Origin of the sequence: Dyella amyloliquefaciens, from assembly GCF_004296575.1 — a bacterium.
GTDB lineage: Bacteria > Pseudomonadota > Gammaproteobacteria > Xanthomonadales > Rhodanobacteraceae > Dyella > Dyella amyloliquefaciens.
On sequence record NZ_SAYT01000009.1, the window covers coordinates 70835 to 97452 of the forward strand.

The following is a 26618-nucleotide window of genomic DNA, read 5'->3' on the forward strand; positions in this document are numbered from 1 at the left end:
CGCCGCCTGGCCTGGCCACGGCACGGAAGCCCCTTCACGGAGAACCACCGTTTGATCGCCGGATGGCTGCTGCTGCTGGTGTCACTGCTCTACGTGGGCCTCTTGTTCGTGGTGGCCTATGCGGGCGATCGGCGGCCGCTGTACCCGCGGCAGCCCCGCTTGCGCCCGCTGGTCTACAGCCTCGCTCTCGCGGTGTACTGCTCTTCGTGGACGTTCTACGGCGCAGTGGGTACCGCCGCGCGCGAAGGGCTGAGCTACCTGCCGATCTATCTCGGGCCGATCGTGCTGTTCGTGTTCGGCTTTGGCCTGTTGCGCCGACTGGTGCTGCTCGCGCGCCAGCGCAACATCACTTCGATCGCCGACTTCATCGGCGCGCGCTTCGGCAAATCACATGGACTGGCGGCGCTGGTGGCGATCATCGCGGTAATCGCCGTGGTGCCCTATCTCGCGCTGCAGTTCAAAGCCGTGGCGATGTCATACGCGGTGCTTGGGACGGCCGGCATCCCGGGCGCGACTCAGTTCGGCGACAGCGCCATGTGGTGCGCGATCCTGCTGGCGACGTTCGCCATTCTATTCGGCACACGCACCATTGATGCCACCGAGCACCATCACGGCATGATGCTGGCGATTGCAGTCGAGTCGCTGATCAAGCTGGTGGCCTTCGTCGTGCTCGCCGGCTATGCCCTGTGGCGCGGCCCTGGGCTGCAGGCCACCGCCCAGTTGCCGCTGCAGCAGATTTCGGCAGGCGTGTCGCCCGGTTTCCTGGCACAGACGCTGCTGGCCTTCTGCGCCATGTTCTGTCTGCCGCGCCAGTTCCAGATCGGCGTGGTGGAATGCGAAGACCCTGCGGATCTGTCGCGGGCGCGCTGGCTGTTTCCCCTCTACATGGCGATCGTCAGCCTCGCGGTGCTGCCCATCGTGGCGGCGGGCCTGCACCTGCCCCAGGTGATGGGCGGCAACAAGGATGCATGGGTACTGACCCTGCCGATGAGCTACGGCGATCGCGGCATGGCGCTGCTCGCCTTCATCGGTGGCTTCTCTGCAGCCACGGGCATGGTGATCGTGGCATCGGTGGCGCTGTCGACGATGATCAGCAACGACCTGGTCATGCCGATGCTGTTGCGCGTCCGGCGCTTCAAGCTTGAACAGCGCACCGATCTCTCGCAACTCGTCCTGCTGGTGCGCCGCATCGCGATCATCGCCCTGTCAGCGATGGCGTATCTCTATTACCGGCTGGTCGCCGATACCACCAGCCTTGCCGACACCGGTTTGCTCGCCTTTGCCGCGGTCGCGCAGTTTGCGCCGGGCATCGTGGCGGCGCTGTACTGGCGCAGTGCCAGTCGCAAGGGCGTGGCGGTAGGTTTGGCAGCGGGCTTCCTGGTGTGGGTCTACACGCTGCTTGTTCCCGCCATGAACCGGCCAGCTACCTGGCTGGAAACGGGCCCGATGGGACTCAGCTGGCTGCAGCCGCAAGCGCTGTTCCACCTCAGCGGTTGGGACCCGGTGATGCACGGCACGTTCTGGTCGCTGCTGGTGAATGTGGCCTGCCTGATCTTCGTGTCACTGCGCTTCCGGCCAAACCTGGAGGAGCGCCTGCATGCGGCGATGTTCATCGATCCCTACGCGATCGACAGTCGCGGTGCGGGCGACTGGCGCGGTCGCGTTGCAGTGGCCGACCTGCGCACGATTGCCGAGCGCATCGTGGGTGAGCGCACCAGCCAGCGCGCGTTCGATGACTATGCCGAGCGCCGCGGCAAGCCATTGCAACCTGGCGAAGCCGCCGACCGTGCGTTGATCCAATACACCGAACGCCTGCTCGCTTCCGCCGTGGGTGCGGCGAGTGCGCGGCGCATCCTGATGGGCGCGCTGTCCGGTTCGGGTCTCGATATCGCCGAAGCGATGGCGCTGATGGACGAAGCTTCGCAGGAGCTACGCTTCAATCGCGAACTGCTCTCCACCACGCTGGAAAACGTGTCGCAAGGCATCAGCGTGGTCGATGCGAACATGCGCCTGGTGGCATGGAACAGGCGCTACCTCGAATTGTTCGATTATCCCGACGGCATGGTGTACGTCGGGGTGCCGGTGGCCGACCTGATCCGCTGGAACGCCGAACATGGCGAATGCGGCCCCGGCGAAGTGGAAGCCCACGTGGCCAAGCGCATCGGCCACATGCGCGCCGGCTCGCCGCATCTGTTCCAACGCGTTCGTCCCGATGGCACGGTGATCGAGATGCGTGGGCGCGCACTGCCCGGTGGCGGCTATGTCACCACCTACACCGACGTCACCGCCTACAAGCATGCCGAGCAGGCATTGATCGAGGCGAACGAGAACCTAGAGCAGCGCGTGGACCAGCGCACCGCGGAATTGAGCGAAGCACTCAACGCCACGGCCAATGCGCAGCGCGATGCCGAGACGGCCAACGCGTCGAAGACGCGCTTCCTGGCCGCGGCTAGCCATGATCTGTTGCAGCCCCTGAATGCGGCACGCCTGTTCACCGCCGCCTTGCGCCAGCACCCAGGGCTGGACGCGGAAGCAGGCCAGCTCGCCGAACGCATCGATGCTTCATTCCGCGCGGCTGAAGATCTTCTCGACGCGCTGCTCGACACGTCGCGTCTGGATGCGGGTAGCTATCGTGCCGACATCAGCAACATCGCATTGTCCGACCTGTTCGATTCCCTGAAGGCGCAGTTCGCGGTGTTGTCCGAACAGCGTGGCCTGCGCCTGCGCGTGGTGCCGACGAAGCTTGCCGTGCGCAGCGATCCGCAGCTGTTGAGGCGCATCCTGCAGAATTTCATTTCCAACGCGCTGCGCTACACACGCACGGGCAGCATCCTGCTGGGCGCTCGACGCATGGGCAAAGAAGTTCGCATCGAAGTGTGGGACACCGGACCGGGCATCGCGGAGGAGCAACGCGCGCGCATCTTCGGCGAGTTCCAGCGCCTCGATCGTCCGTCACCGTGGGGTGAGAAGGGCCTGGGCCTGGGCTTGTCGATCTGCGAACGCATTGCCGGCATTCTCCACCACACGCTGGAACTCGAATCGCGCGAGGGCAAGGGGAGCCGGTTTGCCGTGCGTGTACCGCGTGCGGAAAGCGCAGTGTCGCGTCGTCGTGCCTCGGTGCATCCGTTGCCCAACGAGCAGTTGCCACTCACCGTGTTGTGCCTCGACAACGATCCTTCGATCCTCGACGGCATGCGTGCATTGCTGCAGCGCTGGGGCGTGGATTGCCGCACCGCACTCGACGTGACGCAGGCACAGCAGGAACTGCAGCGCGGGCATATCGACCTCATACTCGCCGACTATCACCTCAGCGACGACATGGATGGCCTGCAGGCCTTGCAGCAACTGCGCAGCAGCGTCGAAGAACTGCCACCGGTGGCGATGATCACCGCGGACGGCAGCAGCGAACTGAAACAGCGCGCACGTGCGTTGGGCTATCCCATCCTGCACAAGCCGGTGCGGCCCGCGGCATTGCGGGCGTTGCTGACGGCGTTGGTGCGTAGGCAGACGCCGGCGTAGTTGGGCCGGGGTAGCTTGATCGCGCACTGGGTGCGCTGCTACGGCAAGCCTGCCGAGGTTATTCGTCGTCGGCCGGCAATGGCGGCAACGCTTCCTGGTCGATTGCCAGATGACTGGCCGCCAGTGCGACCTGGGTGCGGTTGTTCACGCCCAGCTTGCGCATGATCGCCGTCATGTGTGCCTTCACCGTGGCTTCGGAAACACCGAGGTCATAGGCGATCTGCTTGTTGAGCAGGCCTTCGGCGATCATGGTGAGCACGCGGAACTGCTGCGGCGTCAGCGTGGCGATGCGATCGGCCACGGCGGCTTCGTCGGGCTTCAACTCCGTGCCACCGCCGACGAACTGGTGCGGTAGCCACACGTCGCCGTCCAGCACCTTGCGAATCGCGGTGATGATGTCTTCACCCGGCGTGGATTTCGGAATGTACGCCGACGCTCCATGTGCCAGCGCACGGCGCGCCACCTGCACGTCCTCATGGCCGGACACCACGATGGTGGGCAGCCCGGGGAACTGCCCGCGGATATGCGCCAGCGCCGAGTAGCCGCGCGCGCCTGGCATATGCAGATCGAGCAGCAGCAGTTCGGCGTCCGGATACTGCTCGATCAGGCTGAGCAAGGTGTACACGCTGTCCGCACAGTGCACGTTGGCGTGAGGCACGGCGGCCACCACTGCGCGTTGCAGAGCGTCGCGGAACAGCGGGTGGTCGTCGGCAATCAGGACGTCAGGCATGGTGATTCATTCTTTCCTGTAGGAGCGCACCCAGTACGCGAACAAGCAACGAAACGTTGGTTGTTCCGCGACAGGCGGAGACTGGCGTAGGGCGAATCTCTGCGGGTCGCGCACTGGGTGCGCTCCTACAGGGGCGTTCTCGGTTACTTGATGATTCGCTCGTCCACCAGGTTCTTCACCACGCCCGGATCGGCCAGCGTGGAGATGTCACCGAGCTGGTCGGGTTGGTTCTCGCCGATCTTGCGCAGGATGCGGCGCATGATCTTGCCCGATCGCGTCTTCGGCAGGCCCGGCGCCCACTGCAGGAAATCCGGCGTGGCGATGGGACCGATCTCCTTGCGTACCCAGGCGACGAGCTCCTTGCGCAGTTCGTCGTTGCCCTGCTCGCCGGCGATCAGCGTGACGAAGGCGTAGATGCCCTGGCCCTTGATGTCGTGCGGCGCGCCGACCACGGCGGCTTCGGCCACCTTGGGATGTGAGACCAATGCGCTCTCCACTTCGGCGGTGCCGATGCGGTGGCCGCTCACGTTGATCACGTCGTCGACGCGGCCGGTGATCCAGTAGTAACCGTCCTCGTCGCGGCGCACGCCGTCGCCGGTGAAGTAATTGCCCGGATAGGCGCTGAAGTAGGTATCGATGAAGCGCTGGTGGTCGCCATACACCGTGCGCATCTGGCCCGGCCAGGAATCGGTGATCACCAGGTTGCCCTCGGTAGCGCCTTCGAGCACGGTGCCAGAGGCGTCCACCACGGCGGGGATGATGCCGAAGAACGGTTTGGTCGCCGAACCGGGCTTGGCGTCGATGGCGCCGGCGAGCGGCGTGATCAGGATGCCGCCCGTCTCGGTCTGCCACCAGGTATCCACGATCGGGCAACGCTCGTCGCCCACCACGCGGTAGTACCACTCCCACGCTTCCGGATTGATCGGCTCGCCCACCGAACCGAGCAGGCGCAGCGAGGCGCGCGAAGCCTTCTTCACCGGACCTTCGCCTTCGCGCATCAGTGCGCGGATGGCAGTCGGCGCGGTATAGAACAAGGTGACCTTGTGCTTGTCCACCACGTTCCAGAAGCGGCTGGTGTCCGGGTAGTTCGGCACGCCGTCGAACATCACGGTGGTGGCGCCATTGGCCAGCGGGCCATACACCACGTAGCTGTGGCCGGTGACCCAGCCCACGTCGGCGGTGCACCAGTACACATCGTCTTCACGCAGGTCGAACACCAGCTCGTGCGTGTAGCTGGTGTAGACGAGATAGCCGCCGGAAGTGTGCAGCACGCCCTTCGGCTTGCCGGTGGAACCGGAGGTGTAGAGGATGAACAGCGGATGCTCGGCGTCCACCGGGGTCGGCGGGCAGTCGGTCGACTGGCCGTCCATCAGCGTGTGGTAGTAGCGGTCGCGCGGCGACTGCATCGGCACGGCGCTGCCGGTACGGCGCACCACGATCACGGTCTCCACGCTGTTGGTGCCGGGGCGCTCCAGCGCCGCGTCCACGTTGGCCTTCAGCGGGATCTTCTTGCCGCCGCGCACGCCTTCGTCGGCGGTGACCACCACCTTGCAGGTGGAGTCGGCGATGCGGCCGGCCAGCGAATCGGGCGAGAAGCCACCGAACACCACCGAGTGAATGGCGCCGATGCGCGCACAGGCCAGCATGGCCACGGCGGCTTCCGGCACCATCGGCATATAGACGGCCACGCGGTCACCCTTGGTGACGCCCAAGTGCTTCAGCGTGTTGGCGAACTTGCACACTTCCGCGTGCAGTTCCTTGTAGGTGATGTGGCGCGACTCGCCCGGGTCGTCGCCCTCGAAGATGATGGCGGTCTTGTCTCCGCGCTCGGCCAGGTGGCGGTCCAGGCAGTTGGCCGAGACGTTGAGTTCGCCGTCCTCATACCAGCGGATGTGCAGGTTGTTGGGGTCGTAGGAGACGTTCTTGATCTTCGTCGGCGCCTTCGACCAATCCAGGCGCTGGCCCACCTTGCCCCAGAAGCCCTCCGGGTCCTTCACCGACTCGGCGTACAGCCGCTCGTAATCGTCCTTGCGGATGCGTGCCTTGGCGGCGAAATCGGGCTTGACGGGGTAGAGCTTGGTCATCGTGGGGCTCCTGCGGCCGGCGGTCCGGCCTCCTCATGCGTGGAATCCGCCGCAGCGCACCATGGCCGGCGGTAGCGCCCGAGTGTAGCGGTTGCCCGGTGATTGAGGCGTTTCGCCACGCTTTCGACTTTGGTCTAGGTTCGACCAATGGGGAATAGGCGCCCGCGTTGCAGCATGGACATGCTCGAGCCGGTCATCGACCTGGGGAGGCCTGCCATGACATTTCCTACCACCACCCGAGGCACCCGGCTGCTGGCGATCAGTATCGCCTGCGCGCTGGCCCTGCCGATTGGGGTGCACGCACAAAGCACGACCAAGAGCACGGGAAAGAGCAACACGCGGGAACAGCAGCTCGAGCAACGAGTGAACCAGCTGGAACAGGAACTGGCCGAATTGAAGGCCATGATCCAGGAACAGAAGCAGGAAACCACGCAGGCTTCGCAGACCGCGCAGCAGGCGCAGGCCACGGCCACGCAGGCCGCGACCACGGCTCAGGCGACATCCACCAAGGTCGAAGCGGTGGCACCGAACGGCAAGCCGACGTTCTCTACCGCGCCGGGCATGTCGGTCGCGCTGCATGGGTTTATAAGCGCCAGCGCGTTCGGCCAGGACAAGAACTTCACCTACGGCAACGGCCAGAACGCCGAGATTCCCGCGGTACCTGCCGGGCCCAACTCGGGTGCACTCAGCGGCGTGGACGTGCGCAACACGCGCTTCTGGCTCGACTTCACCGGTGCCAAGTTCAATGAGAACTGGGGTGGTGGTGGCCGTATCGAGATGGACTTCTTCGGCGGCTTCAACGGCACCGGCGCGTATGCACAGCAGCAGCCGACGCCACGCCTGCGCCAGGCCTACATGGATATCGCCAACGCAGACTCGGGCAGCACGATTCGCATCGGCCAGCAGTGGAACCTGATGTTCCCGCTGGACAACACGCCCACCTCGCTCTCGCACATCGCCTTCCCGCTCGGCTTCGGAGGCGGCTTCGTGGGCTGGCGCTTCCCGGGCGCCGTGTGGATGCAGGATCTCAACCACGGTTCCGACGGAGCCAAGTGGCGGTTGGATGTGGCTGCGTTCTCGGGCAACTGGAGCGGTCCCCAGAATGCGGGCGGTACGGCCACCATCAACTACCTCACGGCAGGCAACGCGAACTTCCGACCACAGATCGAAGCGCGCGTGCGAGTGGCCGACAAGGATTGGCTGGCGTACTTCGTGGTGCATTACGCCTCGCTCAACCTCAAGGGCGTGAACGACCAGGCGCCGGATCCCATCAAGGACACGATCAACAGCTACGGCTACGAGTTGGGCGGCCAGTGGAAGCCCGGCCCCTGGACGTTCAAGGGCCTGCTCTACACGGGTAACGCGTTGGGCCAGATCTTCGGCGCCATGTCGCAGTTCGGCGACATCAGCGAGGCCGGTGGCTTCGTGCAGGCGGGCTATAACTTCACGCCGAAGTGGAGCGTCAACGCATTCTATTCGCAGGCCAATCCGAGCCAGAGTGATGTCAGGCGTTGGGTGATCGGCAGCAGCACCACGGCTAATGGACTGATGAGGACGCAGCAGGGTGCACTCAGCCTGCAGTACGCGTCCGGTGCCTACGAGCTTGGCGTGGAATGGATGTACGACAAGCTGAAGTACCAGCCCGGCATCCATGGCGACATGCAGAACATCAACGGCAACCAGGTCAGCTTGAACGGCCTGTACAAGTTCTGACGCAACGCGGCGGCGACGCAGGAGGCGTCGCCGCCTCATCGGCCGGGAACGGGCTAAGGGAGAGGGCTCGCCCCGACAACGGAGAGAGAGAGAGCAAGGGCGGCGTGGCCGCTCCGGCCAGCTGCACCCTGCGTTTTCCATCCAGCGTCCCGACCGGACAGCTCAAACTCGAGGGCAACAACATGGCAACGACCGCAGTCGACATGCGCGGGTCGCTCGACACCAACCATCGCCGCGTCATCCTGGCGTCCAGCCTCGGCACGGTGTTCGAGTGGTACGACTTCTATCTTTATGGTTCGCTCGCCGCACTCATCGGCAAGCACTTCTTCAGCGGCCTCAACGAGACCAGCCAGTTCATCTTCGCGTTGCTCGCGTTCGCGGCGGGCTTTGCGGTGCGTCCGTTCGGCGCCATCGTGTTTGGCCGCCTGGGCGACATGATCGGGCGCAAGTACACCTTCCTCATCACCATCGTGATCATGGGCCTCTCGACGTTCTTCGTCGGCGTGCTGCCCGGCTACGCCACCATCGGTGTCGCCGCGCCCACCATCCTGATCGCGCTGCGCCTGCTGCAGGGCCTGGCGCTGGGTGGCGAATACGGTGGTGCCGCAACCTACGTGGCGGAACATGCGCCACAGGGCAAGCGCGGCCTGTACACCAGTTTCATCCAGATCACGGCGACGTTCGGCCTGTTCCTGTCGCTGCTGGTGATCCTCGGCACCCGCCTGGGCATGGGCACGGAAGGCTTCGAGGCCTGGGGCTGGCGCATTCCGTTCCTGATCTCCTCGCTGCTGCTGATCGTGTCGGTCTATATCCGCATGCAGCTGTCCGAGTCGCCGGTGTTCCAGCAGATGAAGGCCGAGGGCAAGCACTCTAAGGCGCCGCTCACCGAAGCGTTCGGCCAGTGGAAGAACCTCAAGCTGGTGATCCTTGCACTGCTTGGTGCCACCGCCGGCCAGGCCGTCGTGTGGTACACGGGCCAGTTCTACGCGCTGTACTTCCTTACCCAGAGCCTGAAGATCGACGGCACCACGGCGAACCTGCTGATCGCCGCGGCGCTCGCCATCGGCACGCCGTTCTTCGTGCTGTTCGGCTGGCTGTCCGATCGCGTCGGTCGCAAGCCCATCGTGCTGGCGGGTTGCCTGCTGGCCGCGCTGACCTACTTCCCGATCTTCAAGGGCCTTACGCACTACGGCAATCCGGCCATCGAGCAGGCGGCGGCGACGTCGCCGGTGAAGGTGGTGGCCGACCCGCAGGCGTGCAGCTTCCAGTTCGATCCGGTGGGCAAGAGCAAGTTCACCAGCTCATGCGACGTTGCCAAGAGCGCGCTGGCGAAGAAGGGTATTCCGTATACCAATGTGACCGCCGAGCGTGGCGCGATCGCCGAAGTGAAGATCGGCGATACCAACATCAGTTCCTTCGAAGGTGGTTCGCTCGAAGGCAAGGCATTTGCCGACCAGAGCAAGGCATTCGGCTCGCAGCTGGGTGCCGCGCTGAAGACGGCGGGTTATCCGGAGAAGGCCAATCCGGAGCAGACCAACAACGTCATGCTGATCGTGCTGCTAGCCATCCTGGTGATCTACGTGACGATGGTCTACGGACCGATCGCGGCGTGGCTGGTTGAGATGTTCCCCACGCGCATCCGCTACACCTCGATGAGCCTGCCGTATCACATCGGCAACGGCTGGTTCGGCGGCTTCGTGCCCACCATCGGCTTCATGCTGGTGGCGTGGAAGGGCGATATCTACTACGGCCTGTGGTATCCGATCATCGTGGCCATCGCCACGTTCTTCATCGGCCTGTTGTTCCTGCGCGAAACCAAGGACGTCGATATCCGCCACTGATCGCGCGGTGTGATCGAAGCAGGGGGCGCGGCATCGCTATGCCGCGCCCTTTTTCTTTCCCTTCCCTTGTAGGAGCGGACCCAGTGCGCGACCGCAACTTCGCTGGCTGGCTTCGATCAGCGGCTCTCGCATCAACCCGCCACGCAGGCAAAATGCCGCGCCTATCGCGCACTCGGTGCGCGCCTACACAAAACGGCGGCATGCAAGATACGTAAGATAACGGCGTCCGCGCGACTCACGAGTACCGCATGCCGACAGCCGGCCGCCCCACTGCCAGGCAACGCCGTCATCTGCGCCGCCACTGGCGACGCATGCTCGGCTGGACGGCGTTGCTGCTCGATCACCTCAAGCCCGTGCGCGTGTCCTTGCTGGTACTGGCGGTGGGAGCCGGCGTCGCGATTGGCGTGGACCAGGCGGCGGAACTGTTCCTGATCGCGTTGTGGACCGATCCCAATCCATGGCGCTACCTCACGCTGCTGGTCACCAGCACGCTGGCGGGCCTTTCGGTCTGGTACGCGGCGCGCAACGCTTACCGACTGCGCTATCCGCGTTGGCCCGCCCTGCAGGACGAACGCGCCGCGCCGCTGCGCGACTGGCTGCCTCGGCTGCTCGGTGCTGCAGTGCCGCTGTTGGTCTGCATGGGCTATGTGTTTGCACTCGCCAGCTTGCCGCACGGGACGTGCGGGTCCACCGATCCCTGCGAGCAGCGCAGTTGGCGTGCGATGGGACTGTTGCTGGTGTCGGCGCTGATGATCATCTTCTTCGCCACCCGCCGCCGGATGTGGAGTGCGCTGTCACGGCGCAATCCCTCCCTGGCGCCGCCCGCCCCGCGACCGTCCGCCGAGAAGCGCGTATGGCGCGTGCGCGATCTCGGGGTCATGCCATGCGTGTCCTACGCGGTGGTGGTGGTGCTCAACATCCTGGCCACCCTCCTGATCGTGCTGCGGCCCGAGGCGCTGGATGGTATCGGGCCGTTGGCGCAACTGCTGATCTCCGCCGCGTTCCTGTGCTTCAGCGGCAGCCTGTTGTGCATGATCGGCGACCGGCGTGGCGTGCCCTTGCTCAGCGCGATGCTGTTGGTGAGCGCATCGCTGCATTGGCTGCACCTCAACGACAACCATATGGTGCGCCAGTACCCGGGCATGAGCACGCACGAGCATCCGATGAAGCCGCCACCGGATTCGCGCCCGAGTTTCGATGCCTACGCCGATGCATGGCTCACCGATCGCTGTGCAGGACATCAACGGTGCCCGGTGATCCTGGTGGCCGCGGAAGGTGGCGGCATTCGCGGTGCGGCGTGGACGGCGGTGGTGCTGAGCCGGCTCACGGCGACGCTCGATGCACAATCGCACGGATCCGGCGAACCGCAGTTTCCCCGTTACCTATTCGCGGCCAGTGGCGTGTCCGGTGGCAGTCTCGGCTTGGCGACTTATGTGGGCATGCTGGCGCAACCCTCGCCGACCAACACGGTGACGCTGGAAGGACGCGCGCAGGAGATGTTGAGCCACGACTTCCTCGCACCGACGCTGGCCAACGCGTTCTTTGCCGATTTCACCCAACGATGGTTGCCGGGCGCATGGCTGAACGACCGCTCGCGCGCACTCACCCGCGCCTGGGAATCGGCGGCGCGCAAGCAGGGCGTCACCGCCTTCGCCGACCCCTTCGCAGCGCTTTATGCACAGGCGGGCGGTACGGCCGCACCCACGGTACCTGCCTTGTTCCTCAACAGCACCACGGTGAACGAAGGGCGCCGGTTCATCCAGCATCCGTTCCAACCCATTGCCACGCCGCAGCGCCAGCCGTGGACCGCGGGTTTCGACGGATCGAGCTGGCTGGATCCGCGCGTGCCGTTGAGCGAGGTAGTGCTCAACAGCGCGCGCTTTACCTACGTGAGCCCGGCGGGAACATTGGAGACGGCGCAGCCGAATCCGCCGGTACCGGCTCGCCTGCAACTCGTCGACGGTGGCTATTTCGAGAACTCGGGCACCACTACCTTGCTGGAGGTGATGCGCCTGCTTCGCGCGCGCGCTCACCAACGCAACCTGGCGTTGCGCTTCATCGTCATCCACATCAGCAACGATCCGCAGATGACCGACTTCGTCGACCGTCATGATCCGGCTAACCCGTTGCCGCTGTATTCCACCGCCTGTCCGCCGCTGCCGGGCACCGTGCGTGGCGGCGTGCGCGGCGAAGCGATTGCGCCGCTTGACGCATTGCTCGCCACGCGTACGGCCCGCGGCGAGTACGCACGCGTGCAGTTGTTGAATGCGCTGAAGACCAACGATGCCGATCCCGCGCAGGGCGACATGCTCTGGCACTTCCGGCTGTGTCGCGGCAACTATCCGATTCCGCTCGGCTGGACGATTTCCACGCCGGTGTTCACCGAGCTGGACCGGCAACTCGACCAGCATTACCCGCTGCCGGCGATGGTCCACGCCCTGCAGGTGCAACTGGCGCCCGATACGCGATAGCAAGAGGTGTCGCGCTCGCTGAGACGTCGGCGGCGCACACTGGGGCATGGCCGAATCCTTCCTTCCACCGCAGGCTCTCAAGGGCCGGGGCGCCGCTTCCAATCCCGAGGGGCGCTTCGAGTCGATCCGGCACCACGCCGAGGACGATGGCTGGCAGAGCCTGTTGCTGGACGAAGCGGCGCCGCGCCCGTGCACGGAAGTGACCGAGGAACGTGCGCGCAGCGTCATCACGCGCAACGATTCGCCGGACATCCATTTCAACCAGGCGCTCAACCCGTATCGGGGTTGCGAGCATGGCTGCATTTATTGTTTTGCGCGCCCCTCGCATAGCTACCTCAATCTGTCGCCGGGGCTGGATTTCGAAACCAAGCTGCGCGCGAAGAGCAACCTGGCCGAGGTGCTGCGGCATGAGCTGGCGCGTCGCAACTACGTGGCCAGCCCAATCAACATCGGCAGCAACACCGATCCCTACCAGCCCATCGAGCGCCGTTGGAAACTGACGCGCGCGGCGTTGGAAGTGTTGGCCGAGTGCCGTCATCCGTGCACCATCGTCACCAAGAACGCGATGGTCGAGCGCGACCTGGACATCCTCGCGCCCATGGCGCGCGAAAACCTGGTGCAGGTGTTCGTGTCGATCAATTCGCTCGACAATCACCTCGCCGCAAAGCTTGAGCCGCGGGCGAGCGCGCCGCATCGGCGCATCAAGGCGATTCGCACCTTGGCCGATGCCGGCGTGCCGGTAGGCGTGCTGGTGGCACCGATCATTCCCGCACTCAACGACCGTGACCTGGAAGCGGTGCTTGAGCAGGCCGCCGATGCGGGCGCGCGTTGCGCCGGTTACACCACGCTGCGCCTGCCGTACGAACTGAAGGCGCTGTTCCGCGAATGGCTGGCCTTGCATGTACCTCAACGTGCGGCTCATGTGATGAGCCTGGTGCAGCAGATGCACGGCGGCCGCGATTACGACAGCGACTTCACCACCCGCATGCGCGGGCAGGGGGTATTCGCCGAATTGATACGCCGCCGCTTCGATGTGGCTTGTCGCAAGCACGGCTTTGGCCGCGCCCGCGAGCTGTGGCTCGACACCTCGAAGTTCGTGCCGCCGCGCGAGCCGTCGCCGCAGGGCCAATTGTTCTGAACATTCGCCCGAAAGGGTTGGGTAAAGCCAACAAAAAAGCCCTTTACACATAGGTCTGTTGCGCGAAAATCAGAGGTGTCCAGACTGACCGGTGTCGCTTGTGGCGACTTACCGGAGATACCTCGATGAAGACCAGGATGTGGTTCCTTGCACTCGCCGGCGCCTGCGCGACCGCCGGCATCGCCGCGACAGCCCAGGCCTCGCACGACATGGCCGCGATGGCCCAGGCGGCACCCGCCGCCGCGCCCGTTCCCGCTCCCAAGCTGCAGGCCGCGATGCGCTCGTTGTGGCATGGCCATGTGGTTCATACGCGCGAATACGCGATGGCCGTGCATGCGCATGACACGGCCAAGGCCAAGGCCGCCGAAGACGCCGTGGTGGCGAATGCCAAGCAGATTGCCGATGCCGTCGGCGGTTTCTACGGCAAGCCGGCAGGCGAGCAGACGCTGCAGTTGCTGGCGGGGCACTGGGCGGGCGTGAAGGCGCTCACCGATGCCGCGGCAGCGAAGGACACCGCTGGTGAACAGAAGGCCATGGCCGACCTCAACACTAATGTCACCGCGATCGCCAAGTTCTTCTCCGGTGCCAATCCCAACCTGCCGGAGAATGCGGTGCAGAGCTTGTTCGCGGCCCATGTGGCGCATCATGCCTCGCAGATCAGCCAGATCATGAGCGGTGACACCAAGGGCGAGCAGGTCACCTGGACGCAGATGCAGGCACACATGAACACCATTGCGGACGCACTGGCGAGCGGCATCGCCAAGCAGTTCCCGGACAAGGCAAGCTGACGATGACGGCGCTCAGGCAACTCGGTGGTACCCAGCAACGGCTGTTGCGGCAATTGCTGATGGCAAGCGAGGGCGCCACGGTGGAATCACTGTGCGAACAACTGCGCATCAGCCATAACGCCGTGCGCCAGCACCTGAGCGCCCTGATCGCCCGCGATGTGGTGGAACGCGCGCAGTCGCGACCGAGCGGTGGCAGGCCGGTGGCCTGCTATCGCCTCACCGAAGCGGGGCGTGCCTTGTTTCCGCGCAACTACGGCAGCATCGCGACGGCGTTGCTGGCGCAACTGCAGGATCGCCTCGGTGATGCGGGCATGGAACAGGTGTTGCGCGATCTCGGTCGTAGCCTTGGCAACCAGGAAGTGGCGCCCGGCGCCGATACACCCGCTGAGGAAGTGGTGCGATCGCTCGCGCAGAAACTCGATGCACTCGGCTACGAAGCCGTCGCCGCCCGGCATGGCGAGGAGTGGCAGGTCGAGGCCTTCAATTGCGTATTCCATGCGCTGGCGCAGCAGCACCCGCAGGTGTGCAAGTTCGATCTGTCCTATATGGAAGCCGCGACTGGCCGACGCGTGCACCACATGGAATGCATCGTGCGCGGCGGACACGTGTGCCGCTTTCGCCTGGGCACCTTGCTGATCGACGAAGCCAAGGCCAAGCGCTGACGAGTGGCTAAAAAAAGCCGCCGATGTTTCCATCGGCGGCTCGGTGTTGCTGAAGCTGGTGAAAGGCTCAGCCCTTCGCCGGCAGGTACTTGTCGAACCACATCAGTGCGCGCTGCAGCACATCGCGCTGGTGATCCGGATCGACGAAGTGATGGCCTTCGTTCGGATACACCACCAGCGAGGTCGGCACGCCCAGTGCACGCAGCGCATGCCAGTACTCGAACGACTGCGGCGCCGGGCATTCCGCGTCGCGATCGCCGACCACAATCAAGGTGGGCGTCTTCACCTGCTTGATGTAGTTGATCGCCGAGCTCTTGGCGTATACCGCCGGATCGTCGTACACCGAGGCGCCGAAGAACGGCAGCATCCACTGGTCGATCAGGTTCTGGCCGTAGTAGCTCTGCCAGTTGGCGATGCCGGCACCGGCCACCACCGCGCGGAAGCGCTGCGTCTGCGTCGGCACGAACATGCTCATGAAGCCGCCGTAGCTCCAGCCGGTGAGGCCGAGGCGCTTGTCGTCGACCGGCAGCTTCTTCTCGATGGTGTCGATGCCGGCGAGGATGTCGCGCAGGTCACCGTGGCCGAAGTCCTTGCGGTTGGCCTGCACATAGGCTTCGCCCTGGCCGAAACTGCCGCGCGGGTTCGGCATGAACACGAAGTAGCCCAGCGCCGAGAACGGCACGCCGCCGAAGCCCACGCCCGGCCAGCGCGGCATCACCGCGGCGGACGGACCGCCGTGCACGGTGACGATCATCGGGTACGACTTCTTCGGATCGTAGTTGGCCGGGTACAGCAGCCAGCCCTGCACGTGGCGGCCTTCGTTGTCCCATTCCACCGACTCGGTCTTGCCCCACGACGGCTTCAGGCCGGCATTGAGACGCGTAACGGCAGGCGGCGGCGTCTTGCCGAGTTCGCCGGCGTGGACCTCTGGCGCCGTTTCGTAAGAGCTCTGGATGAAGGCAACCTTCGTCTGGTTTGCCGACAGCGACAACGCCATCGAGTCGGTGCCGTCGTAGATGCTCGCCGGCAGCGTGAACAGCGTGGCCGACGGCTCGGCCTTGTTGCCGGTAACCGTGTACTGGGCCACTTCGCTCTGGCCGTTGCGTACCTGCGAGACCAGCATGTTCGCGTTGGCCGTCCAGGCGAACCACACCAGGGTCACCTTGGTGTCCGGCGTGAGGTTGACCGGCTCACCGCCGTTGGCGGGCACCGCGTAGATGTCGCCGCCGGTGGAGCCCTGGTCGCTCATCAGGCCGCCGATGAAGGCGATGCGCTGGCCGTCAGGCGAGAAGCGCGGCAGCGCCATCTGCAGGCCGTGCAGTGAGCCCTTCACCGTGGTCGGATCGAGCACCATGGTCGCCTTGGCATCAACCTTGGCGTCCTGCACGTAGAGCTTGGCCACCCACCAGTTGTTGTCGCCCGGCGGCGGTGCGCCCACGTAGGCAATGCGCTTGCTGTCAGGCGACCAGCTGTACTCATAGGTGTAGGTGTTGGCGTCGGTGAGCAGGCGCACCGCGCCGCCCGCGGCGTCCACCGTCGCCACGCGCTGCACTTCCAGACCATCCACGCCGATTTCGCCGGAGGCCGGCTTGGCCGCGTAGACGGCGCTGGCGCGACGGGTGCCGTTGGGCACGTAGAGGAAGCCCAGCGACTTGCCGTCCGGCGACCAGGTGAGATCGTCGCTCACGCCGGGCAGTTCGACCACGCGCTTGGGCGTGCCCTTGGCTGCCACGTCGACCACCAGCAAGTCCTTCTGCTTGCCACCGCTGGCGCAGTTGGAGATGAAGGCCAGGCGATGCGAATCCGGTGCCCACACCATGTTGCTGGAGCTGCAGCTGCCCGGCTTGCTGTCGCTGACGCGGTGCACGTCGCTGCCGTCAGCCTTCGCCACCTCGATGCCGTCCTTGCCTTCGCTGCGCACCACCCAGGCGAGCTGCGTGCCGTCGGGCGAAAGCTGCACGGCGCTGATCTGGTGCACCTTGCCGAGCTCGGTCAGCAGCTGTTCGATGCGCGGATCGACTTGGGTGGGTGCGGCGAACGCGGAGGGTGCCAGTGCAGCGATGAGCACGGGCAGTAGGAGACGCGTGGGCTGGGGCATGGACGTGCCTGTAGCGATGGAAACCGTAAACGCTAACAGGTCACTTCCACCTCGTGTAGGCAACCCGCCATTAGTCATGCCACGGCTGCCGCTTGCCGCTCAGGAACTTGCGATGTCGCTGCCGGCGCGACTCAGTGCGCGGCAATCGCCTGCTGCTGGTGCGCGGCCTGCACCGCCGCGATCTTCGCCTTGATCGCCGGCATCGCCGCCAGCGCGGCGCGTTCGCCTTCCAGGATCGCCTGATTCTTCTGTTCGAAGTCCGCCGCGCCGATCTGATTCACCTTCGGGCGTATCACGATGTCCGCGCGCGCCAGCTCCTGCTCGCCGAGCTTCTGGCCCATGATGCTGATCGACTGGCCCACGATGTTGAACATGCCCTGCGGGTTGGTGCCGTCGGCCTTGCTGGAGATATCCACGGCAATGACCACGTCGGCGCCGAGCTGGCGCGCGGCGTCCACGGGCACCGGGCTCACCACGCCGCCGTCGATGTAATGCTTGCCGTTGATCTCCACCGGCTCGAACACGCCGGGCACGCTGCTGGAGGCGCGTACCGCCTGGCCGGTGTTGCCGCGCACGAACACGGTGCGCTGGCCGGTTTCGAGCTGGGTCGCCACCGCGGCGAACGGCAGGTTGAGCTTGTCGAGCGTGCGGTTCTTCACCTGCTGGTTCACGTAGTCCTGCAGCTTCTGGCCCTGCACCACGCCGCCGGAGAACAGGCGCACGTCGCGCAGGTTGGCCTGGTCCAGCGTGTACGCCGTCTCCTGCAACTGGAACGGATCCATGCCGCTGGCATACAGCGAACCCACCACGCTGCCCGCGCTGGTGCCCGCCACCACGTCCGGCCGGATGCCGTTGGCTTCCAGCATCTTGATCACGCCGATGTGCGCGAAACCCTTGGCCGCGCCGCCACCGAGCGCCAGACCGATACGCAGCTTCACCACCGGCGGCGGCACCAGCGGTGCGGGCGGCGGCGTGGGCTTGGTGCTGCCGAAGCAGGCGCACAGCACGAGGCTGGCGAGCAGGGGCAGGAGCGGGCGAAAGCGGCGGATGGTGGACATGGCTCGTGGCGCGGTGGGTTGAATGCGACCGCCTTGAACGAAGTGGTCACTGGCGCGCGAGTGTACGGCCGCCGAAGGGCGGCGTGCTGTCGGCGCCGGGCGCTTGTTGGGCGCTGCTCAGAAATCCGCCAGCCGGGGGAGACGGCCAGGCCGTCTCCCCTCGTGGGGTCAGGCAGCCGCGTCGGCTTCCACGTGGTAGTGCGTGGCCACTTCCACTTCCTTCTTCGAACCGAGGAACACCGGCACGCGCTGGTGCAGGCCGCTCGGCTGGAGCTCCATGATGCGCTCGCGACCGGTGGTGGCCGCGCCGCCCGCCTGCTCGATGATGAAGGCCATCGGGTTGGCTTCGTACATCAGGCGCAGCTTGCCGCCCTTGGACTTGATCTTGGCGTCCAGCGGATAGAAGAACACACCGCCGCGCGTGATGATGCGATGCACGTCGGCCACCATCGAGGCCACCCAGCGCATGTTGAAGTCCCTGCCGCGCGGGCCTTCCTGGCCGGCCAGCAGCTCGCCGATGTAGCGCTGCATCGGCGCTTCCCAGTGGCGCTGGTTCGACATGTTGATGGCGAACTCACCAGTCTCTTCCGGGATGCTGATGTCGCGACGGCTGAGGGTGAAGCTGCCTACTTCGCGGTCCAGCGTGAACTCGTGCGTACCGTGGCCGAAGGTCAGCACCAGCACCGTGGCCGGGCCGTAAACCACGTAGCCGGCGGCGAGCTGGGTGGTGCCCGCCTGCAGGAAGTGTTCGGCCTTGGGTTCGGTGATGCCATCCGGACAGCGCAGGACCGAGAAGATCGTGCCGACCGAGATGTTCACGTCGATGTTGGAGCTGCCGTCGAGCGGATCGAACAACAGCAGGTGGTTGCCTTTCGGGTACATGTCGGGGATCGGCTGCGGGTCTTCCATCTCCTCCGACGCGCAGGCGGCGAGCTGGCCACCCCAGGCGTTGGCTTCGAGCAGGATCTCGTTGGAGATCACGTCCAGCTTCTTCTGCGCCTCACCCTGGATGTTGCCGGTGCCGGCCTCGCCGAGCACGCCGCCCAGGGCGCCCTTGTTGGTGGCCACCGCGATGCGCTTGCAGGCGCGCGCCACGACTTCGATCAGCAGGGACAACTCGGCATTGATGCGGCCGGCGCGTCGTTCCTCGATCAGGAACTGGATCAGCGAGATGGACTTCATGACAAACCCGCAAGCGAAGGGATGCCTATTGTCCGGGCAGAACCGGCCGCTTGTCAGCTCAAAATGTGACCAGTGCATTCATCTATATGTCATGAAACTCTTTTTGGTCGAACCAGTCGCATCAAGGCTCCCCTGTGGGAGCGCACCCTGTGCGCGACCGCGTAGCGACGCCGATACCTCGGTCCGCCGCTTGTCGCGAAACCCTCAGGCCACGCCAGCCCAGTCGCGCACAGGGTGCGCTCCCACATTACTGGCGGGTGAGCCCCTACTGACAATACGTTGGCAGCAGGGGGTCCCCACACTGACAGCCGTCAGAAGGAGGGAGTCTTATGCGCAACACGGTGTATTTCCTGGCGTTCGACGGCTTTGCGGACTGGCATGCGGCGCATGCGCTCTGCGAGATCCGTCGCCCCGGCGAATGGCAGTTGAAGACGGTGGGTTTTTCCCTGCAGCCGGTGCTCTCGATGGGTGGGCTGCGGGTGGTGCCCGAATTGACCCTGGAGCGGCTGGACCTGAAGCGCGCGGCGATGCTGATCGTGCCGGGCGGTTACCTGTGGGAACACGGGCACGGCGAGGAAGCGGTGGAAGCCGTCCGCCGCATCCACGCCGCCGGTGCGCCGGTGGCCGCCGTCGACAGCGGCGTGCTGGTGCTGGCGCGGGCCGGTTTGCTGGATGCCTGCCGTCATACCGGCAGCTGGCCCGGCCACATCGGCGCCCACGTGCCCGGTTATGCAGGTGCCGATCAGTTCGACCCGACTGTGCTCGCCGTCAGCGACGGCGGCACGATCACTGCCAGCCAGCTCGGCAGCGTGGAGTTCGCCCGCGAAGTGATTCGCACGCTCGACCTCTACAGCCCCAGCGACCGCGAGCACTGGTTCCGCCTGTTCAAGCACGCCCTGCCGCCGCCCTGGTGTGCAGGCGATGCCGCCACCGCCGTGGCGGCCTGACGAAAGGAGGATGTCATGCCGTTCCCGATTGGAAAGATCCTGATGGCCTACCGTCCGCTCTACATGCGCGGCCTGTTGATGGACGGCCAGTACAAGCTGCCTGCCACGAACCGGGAACCGGTCGCTGGCAAGCGCGAGAAAGCCCCCAGCACCGAGGTGAAGACCGAACGCATGCCCAAGGTCATCGCCAGCAAGCCCCTTCATGGAGCCCTGTCATGAGTCGCATCTATCACGGCAGTTGCCATTGCGGCGCCGTCCGCTTCGAGGCCGAACTGGACCTGGCTGCCGGCACCGGTCGCTGCAACTGCTCCATCTGCCGCAAGCTACGCTTCTGGGGCGCCATGGCCAAGCTTGAGACGTTCCGCCTGATCAGTGGCGAAGAGGCGCTGGTCGATTACCAGTTCAACACCCAGAGCACGCACAATCTGTTCTGCCGGCATTGCGGCGTGCACTCGTTCCATCGCGGCTATGTGGAGCAGATCGGTGGCGAATTCCTGTCCGTCAATCTTGCCTGCCTGGATGACGCCAGCGACGAGGAGTGGGCCGCCGCTCCGATCCGCTACTCCGACGGTCGCGACAACAACTGGTGGAACGCACCTGCCGTTACCAGCTATCTCTGAGCGGAGGCATTGCCATGACCACGCCACGTGTCACCTTCTATCACGCACCCAACAGCCGTTCCGGCGGCACGCGTGCGCTGCTCGAAGAACTCGGTGTCGAGTACGACCTGCACGTGCTCAACCTCAAGCACAACGAGCAGCGCCAGCCGCCGTATACGGACGTGAATCCGATGGGCAAGGTGCCGGCCATCTGGCACAACGGTGGCCTCGTTACCGAGCAGCCGGCGGTGTACCTGTACCTCGCGGATCTTTATCCGGAGAAGGGACTCGCCCCACCCATCGGCGATCCGTTGCGCGGGCCATACCTGCGCTGGATGGTGTTCTATGGTTCGAGCTTCGAGCCCGCGTTGGTGGATCGCGCGATGAAGCGCGAGCCGGTGCAGCCGTCGACGTGTCCCTACGGCGATTGGGACACCATGTTCAACACGCTGGTGGCGCAGCTCGAACGTGGCCCGTACATGCTGGGCGAACGCTTCAGCGCGCTCGACGTGTTGTGGGGAAGCGCGTTGCGCTGGACCACGATGTTCAAGCTGGTGCCGGAATTGCCGGTGATCACCTCGTATATCGAGCGCGTTGGCTCGCGTCCGGCGATGCAGCGCGCCGCCGCGCTGGATGCCGAGCTGGCGGCAGCGCAGGCGGCCTGAGTCCGATGTTTCGCGCGTACTTTCCCCACCGCCATCCCGGTGCAAGCGGGAGCCCGGTAGCTGTCGTTCTCGCAGGGACGCCAAAGCCGCCGGGTTCTTCCTTGCGCAGGGGTGACGGCTGCGGGTAAAGGTCGAGGCTTCGCCCGCATGACTTCCCGCAACCGTGACTCCCGGCGCTGGCCGTGGCCCAGTCGGTCGGCCATCATGCACCGATGCGTCGCGCCGACCGGCTCTTCCTCATCATCCACGCCCTGCGCGGGCGTCGTACCGCGCTGCAGGCGCGCCAGCTCGCCGGCACGCTCGGCGTATCGCTGCGCACCGTCTATCGCGACGTGGCCGACCTGCAGCTTTCCGGCGTACCGATCGAAGGTGAAGCCGGCGTCGGTTATCTCCTGCGCAAGGGTTCGGACATCCCGCCGCTGATGTTCACCGCCGACGAACTCGAATCGCTGGTGGTGGGCACGCGCTTCGTGCGCGCCTTCGCCGGGCAGAAGCTGGCCGAAAGCGCACAGGCCGCGTTGCTGAAGATCGAGGCCGTGCTGCCACCCGAACTGCGTGATCGCGCCACGCGCACGCGCATCTATGCGCCGATCTGGCGCGACCAGACCAAGACCGATTTCGCGGCCCTCATCGATCGGCTCAACGCGGCCATCACTGACAGCCAGGTATTGCGGCTGGAATACGCCGATGAAGCCGGGCGCGAGAGCATGCGCGAAGTGGAACCGTTGTGCCTCGCTTTCTGGGGCGGCGCGTGGACGCTAGGCACCTGGTGCCGTTTGCGCGTGGGTTTCCGCAATTTCCGGCCGGATCGCATTCGAGGGTGCACCATTACCGGGGAACGCTTCGGCAGCGAGGATGGACGCAACCTCGACGCGTACCTGCAGGCGATGCGGGGGTATTACGAGGGGATGGAGAGCTGAGGGGATTTCGGCGCTGGCGCCGACATGGGTGGACAGTTCTTCGTCACGCGTTTCGCCTCAATCTTCATGCACGCCAGCCCACTCTCCCTGTAGGAGCGCACCCTGTGCGCGACCACCTTTCGCCTCGCTCCTTCCGATCCGTCACTCCTGCGAGGCGCTTTTCAACAGCCGGAGGCTGGTCAGGCAGGAGTCCAGTGACTTTCGCTTTTGATCTAGCGTTCTCGCCGACTTGCCCGCCTGCCGCGGGCTTCCGGACCGCTGCCGCGGCCCGGGTCACTTTTCTTTGCTTGCTCAAAGAAAAGTAACCAAAAGAAAGATCACCCCGCGTGGCGCTGTCTGGGCTGCGCCCAGCCAGTCCGTGAGGGGCGGCCGGGCTTTTCGACCGGGCTCCTGCCCGGACGAAAAGTGCCCGACGTCCTGTCGGGCACCCCTGCGGGGCCTATTCGTCCACCCCTCACCGCCACACAGGGGATGTTTCAAGGCTCGTGCCGCTGCGCGGCACATCGAGCAGCGGAGCTGCAGAGCTCGTTGTAGGGGCGCACCCAGAGCGCTCCTACTGGGGCGAGAGAGAAGTAATCCCATCCCCCACACAGAAAAGAGACCCACCCCACCGCATCAGTTACCCTCACCCCGCCACCCGCGCCGGAGCCACCGATGCCCGCGACCGAGAACCCCAACGCTGCCCCCACCTGGCATCTGGACCTCGTATCCGGCCTCTCCATCGCCGGCCTCCTGCTTCCAGAGGCGGTGGCCTACTCAGGCATCGCCAATCTGCCGCCACAGGCGGGTGTGATTGCACTCTTCGTAGGCCTGGCCATCTACGGCCTGCTGGGCCGCAGCCGCTACGCCATCGTTTCCGCCACGTCCTCGTCGGCCGCCGTGCTGGCGGCCGGTACGCTGGCGTTGGCAGGTGGCGACAACGTCTCGCGCGCAGCCATAGGCGCCATGCTCGTGCTGCTGACGGGCGTGTGTTTCCTGATTGCCGGCGCTGCGCGCCTGGGCGGCCTCTCGCACCTGATCGCGCGGCCGGTGCTGCGTGGCTACACCTTCGGACTCGCCTGCGTCATCGCGTTGAAGCAGCTGCCGCACCTGTTTGGCGTGGCGGGCCTGCACGGTGATTTCGTGCCAAAGCTGCTGTACGAACTGGCCACGGTGTCGCCACAGATGAAGCTCGCTTCCGTGGGCACGGGCGTGGTCGCGTTGTTGCTGCTGTTCGCCAGTGAGCGCTTCCGGCGCGTGCCCGGGAGCCTGGCGGTGATCGTGCTGGGCGTGGCGGCATCGGGGTGGCTGCAGGGGCAGGGCGTCGAGCTCACCGGTCGGATCGACCTGGCCCAGGCGTTGGGTTGGCCCCGTTGGCCGGAAAGCGGTCAATGGTTGCCGAGCGTGGAATTGGCGGCCGCCTTGCTGCTGATCCTCTACGCGGAGTCGTACAGCTCCATTCGAGGCTTCGCGCTCAAGCACGGCGACAAGGTCGAGCCCAACCGCGATCTGATCGTGCTGGGCATCGCCAACGTGGTGTCGGGTGCGCTGCATGGCATGCCGGTCGGCGCCGGTTATTCGGGGACGTCGGCCAACGAAGCCGCGGGAGCACGTTCGCGCCTGTCCGGCCTGATCGCCGCGGGCACGGTACTGCTGCTGGTGCTGTTCGCGTTGCGCTGGATCGAGCGCATACCGCAGCCGGTGCTGGCGGCGATCGTGATTCATGCGGTGAGCAAGTCGCTGCGCCTGTCCACTTTCGCGCCCTACCTGCGCTGGCATCGCGATCGGCTGGTGGCGCTGGCCGCCGTGTTGGCCGTGCTGTCGCTGGGCATCCTCAATGGCCTGCTGTTCGCCATCGCTTTCAGCCTGGTGATGTTGCTGCGCCAACTGGCGACGCCGCGGCTGTGCGTGCTGGGCCGCCTCTCCAACAGCCACGATTTCGTGGACATCGCCCAGCATCCCCAGGCGGTACCGCCGCCGGGCATGTTGATCGTGCGTCCCGAGGAACCGCTGTTCTTCGCCAACGCCGAAACCGTGCTGGCGCAGGCGCGCCATCGCGTCGAGGCGAAGCAGGGGCTGCATCGGGTGATCCTGAGCCTGGAGGAATCGCCCGATCTCGACGGCACCGTGCTCGAGTCGCTGGGAGATTTCGTCACCTGGCTGGACGCTCGTGGCATCGAGCTGCGCGTGGCACGATTGAAGGATGATGCCCGCGACGCGCTCATCCGCATGGCGCTACCCCAGCTTCCGCCACAGGCGCTGGACGACTGGAGCGTAGAGGATGCCGTGTTGGCACCATCGCCCACTTCTTCTTCGGACAAGGGAAATTCGTAGTGACCCGATCCATCCGCATGACCTGGCTGGCCATGGCCGCCCTCGCCGTTGCCGCGCCCGCCTTGGCTGCACAGGACGCCGCCGCCCGCTTCAAGCAGATCTATGACACCGAATGGGCCTGGCGTAACGGTCAGTCCGGGATTGCCTCTTCCGGCGAGGCGCAGCCCAATGGCGGGCGCCTGGACAATGTGGATGCCGCCAGCCAGCAGAAGCGACAGGATTACTGGCAGAAGGTGCTGAAGGATCTCGACGGCGTCGACGTGAAGCAGCTGTCGCCGGAGGACCAGGTCAACTACGCGATCTACCGTGCGCAGATCCAGAACCTGCTCGCCGTGCAGACGTTCAAGCAGTGGCAGATGCCGTTCAACAGCGACTCGGCGTTCTGGAGCGACCTCGGCTACGTGCTCGAAGGCGACAACTTGCGCACCGCGCAGGACTACAAGCATTACATCGAGCGCCTGGGCCAGGTGCCGTCGTACTTCAACCAGCAGATCGACAACATGCGGGACGGCCTTGCACGCGGCTTCAGCGTGCCGCGCGAGGTGCTCAATGGCCGCGACGTGTCGATCGCTGCTGTGGCCGACCTCAAGGATCCGACCAAGAGCAGCTTCTACAAGCCGTTCGAAAAAATGCCGACCTCGATCGCGCCCGCTGATGCGGCGAAGCTGCAGGACGAGGCGAAGCAGGTGATCGGCGGCAAGGTGATTCCGGCCTACAGCACCCTGCTCACCTTCTTCCGCAACGAGTACGTGCCCAAGGCGCGCACCACGCTCGCGGCCGAGTCCATGCCAGACGGCAAGGCGTGGTATCGCCAGCAGATCATCGAATACACCACGCTCGATCTCGATCCCGACACCATCCACAAGGTGGGCACGGAGCAGGTGGCGAAGATCCACGCCGAGATGGTGAAGACCATGCAGGAGACGGGCTTCAAGGGAAGCTTCGCCGACTTCCTGCACTTCCTGCGCACCGATCCGCAGTTCTACGCCAAGACGCCCGACGAACTGCTGATGCGCACCGCCTGGGTGGCGAAGCAGGTGGACGCACAACTGGGCAAGGAGTTCGGTCGCCTGCCGCGCCAGCGCTTCGCCATCGTGCCGGTGCCGGCGGACATCGCGCCGTACTACACCTCCGGCCGCGGCGGCGCCTCGAGTTACCTGGTCAACACCTACGACCTGCCGTCCCGCCCGCTCTACAACATGCCGGCGCTGACCCTGCATGAATCGGCGCCGGGTCACTCGCTGCAGCTGGCGCTGGCGGCGGAACAGAAGGGCCAGCCGGCGTTCCGCCGTGAAGGCTATATCTCCGCGTACGGTGAAGGCTGGGGCCTGTATTCCGAATACCTCGGCAACGAGATGGGCATCTACAAGACGCCCTATGACCGCTTTGGTTATCTCACCTACCAGATGTGGCGCGCCTGCCGTCTCGTCGTCGACACCGGCATCCATCACCTCGGTTGGACGCGCCAGCAGGCGATCGACTTCATGACGCAGAACACCGCGCTATCCGATCGCGAGATCGCCAACGAGGTTGATCGCTACATCAGCTGGCCTGGCCAGGCGCTGTCCTACGAACTGGGCTACCTGAAGATGCTCGAGCTGCGCCAGAAGGCCGAGCAGGCGCTGGGCACCAGGTTCGACGTGCGCCACTTCCACGACACCATCCTGCAGCTCGGCTCCGTGCCACTGCCGGTCCTGGAAAAGCGCATCGACCGCTTCATCGCCGACGGCGGCCCCGAGCCGGACTTCGGCTGCGATTGCGACAAGCCGAAGACTCCGTAATCACACGTGGCTACGCCCTCTCTCTCCTGCAGTTGCTGCCAAGGCAACCTGCGGAGGGAGGGGTGTAGTGCGGGTAGTGAAGATCGCTGACCCATAGCAACTCACCGTT

The 26618-nt window shown here is 65.4% G+C and carries 19 protein-coding genes; 14 read left to right on the forward strand and 5 right to left on the reverse strand.

Annotation, left to right across the window (positions count from 1 at the left end; all coding sequences use genetic code 11):
- Positions 1-51 precede the first annotated feature (51 nt).
- Positions 52-3519, forward strand: a complete 3468-nt coding sequence (locus tag EPB08_RS19645) for a hybrid sensor histidine kinase/response regulator (RefSeq protein WP_205746414.1) — start codon at positions 52-54, stop codon at positions 3517-3519.
- 58 nt (positions 3520-3577) lie between these two features.
- Here the strand turns inward: EPB08_RS19645 and EPB08_RS19650 are convergent, their stop codons facing one another.
- Both EPB08_RS19650 and acs read right to left on the reverse strand, forming a co-directional pair.
- On the reverse strand, positions 3578-4249 hold the full coding sequence (locus EPB08_RS19650) for a response regulator transcription factor (protein WP_130620823.1): 672 nt from the start codon (positions 4247-4249) through the stop codon (positions 3578-3580).
- A gap of 143 nt (positions 4250-4392) precedes the next feature.
- The gene (gene acs / locus EPB08_RS19655) at positions 4393-6333 is read right to left on the reverse strand and encodes an acetate--CoA ligase (protein WP_130620824.1); all 1941 of its coding nucleotides are present in this window, start codon (positions 6331-6333) and stop codon (positions 4393-4395) included.
- Positions 6334-6549: 216 nt separating this feature from the next.
- Between acs and EPB08_RS19660 the strand changes: the two genes are divergently transcribed.
- The 6 genes from EPB08_RS19660 (at position 6550) to EPB08_RS19685 (ending at position 14946) form a co-directional block, all read left to right on the forward strand.
- Entirely contained in the window at positions 6550-8046 is a 1497-nt protein-coding gene (locus EPB08_RS19660) for a carbohydrate porin (protein WP_130620825.1), read from the forward strand.
- Between the two features lie 182 nt (positions 8047-8228).
- Entirely contained in the window at positions 8229-9887 is a 1659-nt protein-coding gene (locus tag EPB08_RS19665) for an MFS transporter (protein WP_130620826.1), read from the forward strand.
- A 248-nt stretch (positions 9888-10135) separates the two neighbouring features.
- Positions 10136-12358, forward strand: coding sequence for a hypothetical protein (locus EPB08_RS19670; protein ID WP_130620827.1), 2223 nt, complete (start codon positions 10136-10138; stop codon positions 12356-12358).
- Positions 12359-12404: 46 nt separating this feature from the next.
- Entirely contained in the window at positions 12405-13496 is a 1092-nt protein-coding gene (locus EPB08_RS19675; RefSeq protein ID WP_130620828.1) for a PA0069 family radical SAM protein, read from the forward strand.
- Between the two features lie 125 nt (positions 13497-13621).
- Positions 13622-14284: a hypothetical protein gene (locus EPB08_RS19680; protein ID WP_130620829.1), complete on the forward strand. Its 663-nt coding sequence runs from the start codon at positions 13622-13624 to the stop codon at positions 14282-14284.
- Between the two features lie 2 nt (positions 14285-14286).
- The gene (locus tag EPB08_RS19685) at positions 14287-14946 is read left to right on the forward strand and encodes a helix-turn-helix transcriptional regulator (RefSeq protein WP_130620830.1); all 660 of its coding nucleotides are present in this window, start codon (positions 14287-14289) and stop codon (positions 14944-14946) included.
- Between the two features lie 67 nt (positions 14947-15013).
- Here EPB08_RS19685 and EPB08_RS19690 read toward each other — a convergent pair whose 3' ends face one another.
- From EPB08_RS19690 to EPB08_RS19700, 3 genes are all read right to left on the reverse strand, one after another.
- The gene (locus EPB08_RS19690) at positions 15014-17044 is read right to left on the reverse strand and encodes a S9 family peptidase (protein WP_130620831.1); all 2031 of its coding nucleotides are present in this window, start codon (positions 17042-17044) and stop codon (positions 15014-15016) included.
- Between the two features lie 131 nt (positions 17045-17175).
- Positions 17176-18102 carry a patatin-like phospholipase family protein gene (locus tag EPB08_RS19695; protein ID WP_130620832.1) on the reverse strand — a complete coding sequence of 309 codons (927 nt, stop codon included), beginning with the start codon at positions 18100-18102 and terminating at the stop codon, positions 17176-17178.
- A gap of 168 nt (positions 18103-18270) precedes the next feature.
- Positions 18271-19284, reverse strand: coding sequence for a class 1 fructose-bisphosphatase (locus tag EPB08_RS19700; RefSeq protein WP_130620833.1), 1014 nt, complete (start codon positions 19282-19284; stop codon positions 18271-18273).
- Between the two features lie 329 nt (positions 19285-19613).
- Between EPB08_RS19700 and EPB08_RS19705 the strand changes: the two genes are divergently transcribed.
- From EPB08_RS19705 to EPB08_RS19735, 7 genes are all read left to right on the forward strand, one after another.
- The gene (locus EPB08_RS19705) at positions 19614-20231 is read left to right on the forward strand and encodes a DJ-1/PfpI family protein (RefSeq protein ID WP_130620834.1); all 618 of its coding nucleotides are present in this window, start codon (positions 19614-19616) and stop codon (positions 20229-20231) included.
- A 15-nt stretch (positions 20232-20246) separates the two neighbouring features.
- Positions 20247-20450 (forward strand): hypothetical protein, encoded by a 204-nt coding sequence (locus EPB08_RS19710; RefSeq protein ID WP_130620835.1) that lies wholly within the window; start codon positions 20247-20249, stop codon positions 20448-20450.
- Positions 20447-20851: a GFA family protein gene (locus EPB08_RS19715; protein ID WP_130620836.1), complete on the forward strand. Its 405-nt coding sequence runs from the start codon at positions 20447-20449 to the stop codon at positions 20849-20851. Before EPB08_RS19710 ends, EPB08_RS19715 begins: the two co-directional genes overlap by 4 nt.
- A 14-nt stretch (positions 20852-20865) precedes the next feature.
- On the forward strand, positions 20866-21495 hold the full coding sequence (locus tag EPB08_RS19720) for a glutathione S-transferase family protein (protein WP_130620837.1): 630 nt from the start codon (positions 20866-20868) through the stop codon (positions 21493-21495).
- Positions 21496-21707: 212 nt separating this feature from the next.
- Positions 21708-22415: a helix-turn-helix transcriptional regulator gene (locus EPB08_RS19725; protein WP_130620881.1), complete on the forward strand. Its 708-nt coding sequence runs from the start codon at positions 21708-21710 to the stop codon at positions 22413-22415.
- A 654-nt stretch (positions 22416-23069) separates the two neighbouring features.
- Positions 23070-24728, forward strand: coding sequence for a SulP family inorganic anion transporter (locus EPB08_RS19730; protein WP_130620838.1), 1659 nt, complete (start codon positions 23070-23072; stop codon positions 24726-24728).
- Between the two features lie 17 nt (positions 24729-24745).
- Positions 24746-26509: a DUF885 domain-containing protein gene (locus tag EPB08_RS19735; protein ID WP_130620882.1), complete on the forward strand. Its 1764-nt coding sequence runs from the start codon at positions 24746-24748 to the stop codon at positions 26507-26509.
- Positions 26510-26618: the final 109 nt, after the last annotated feature.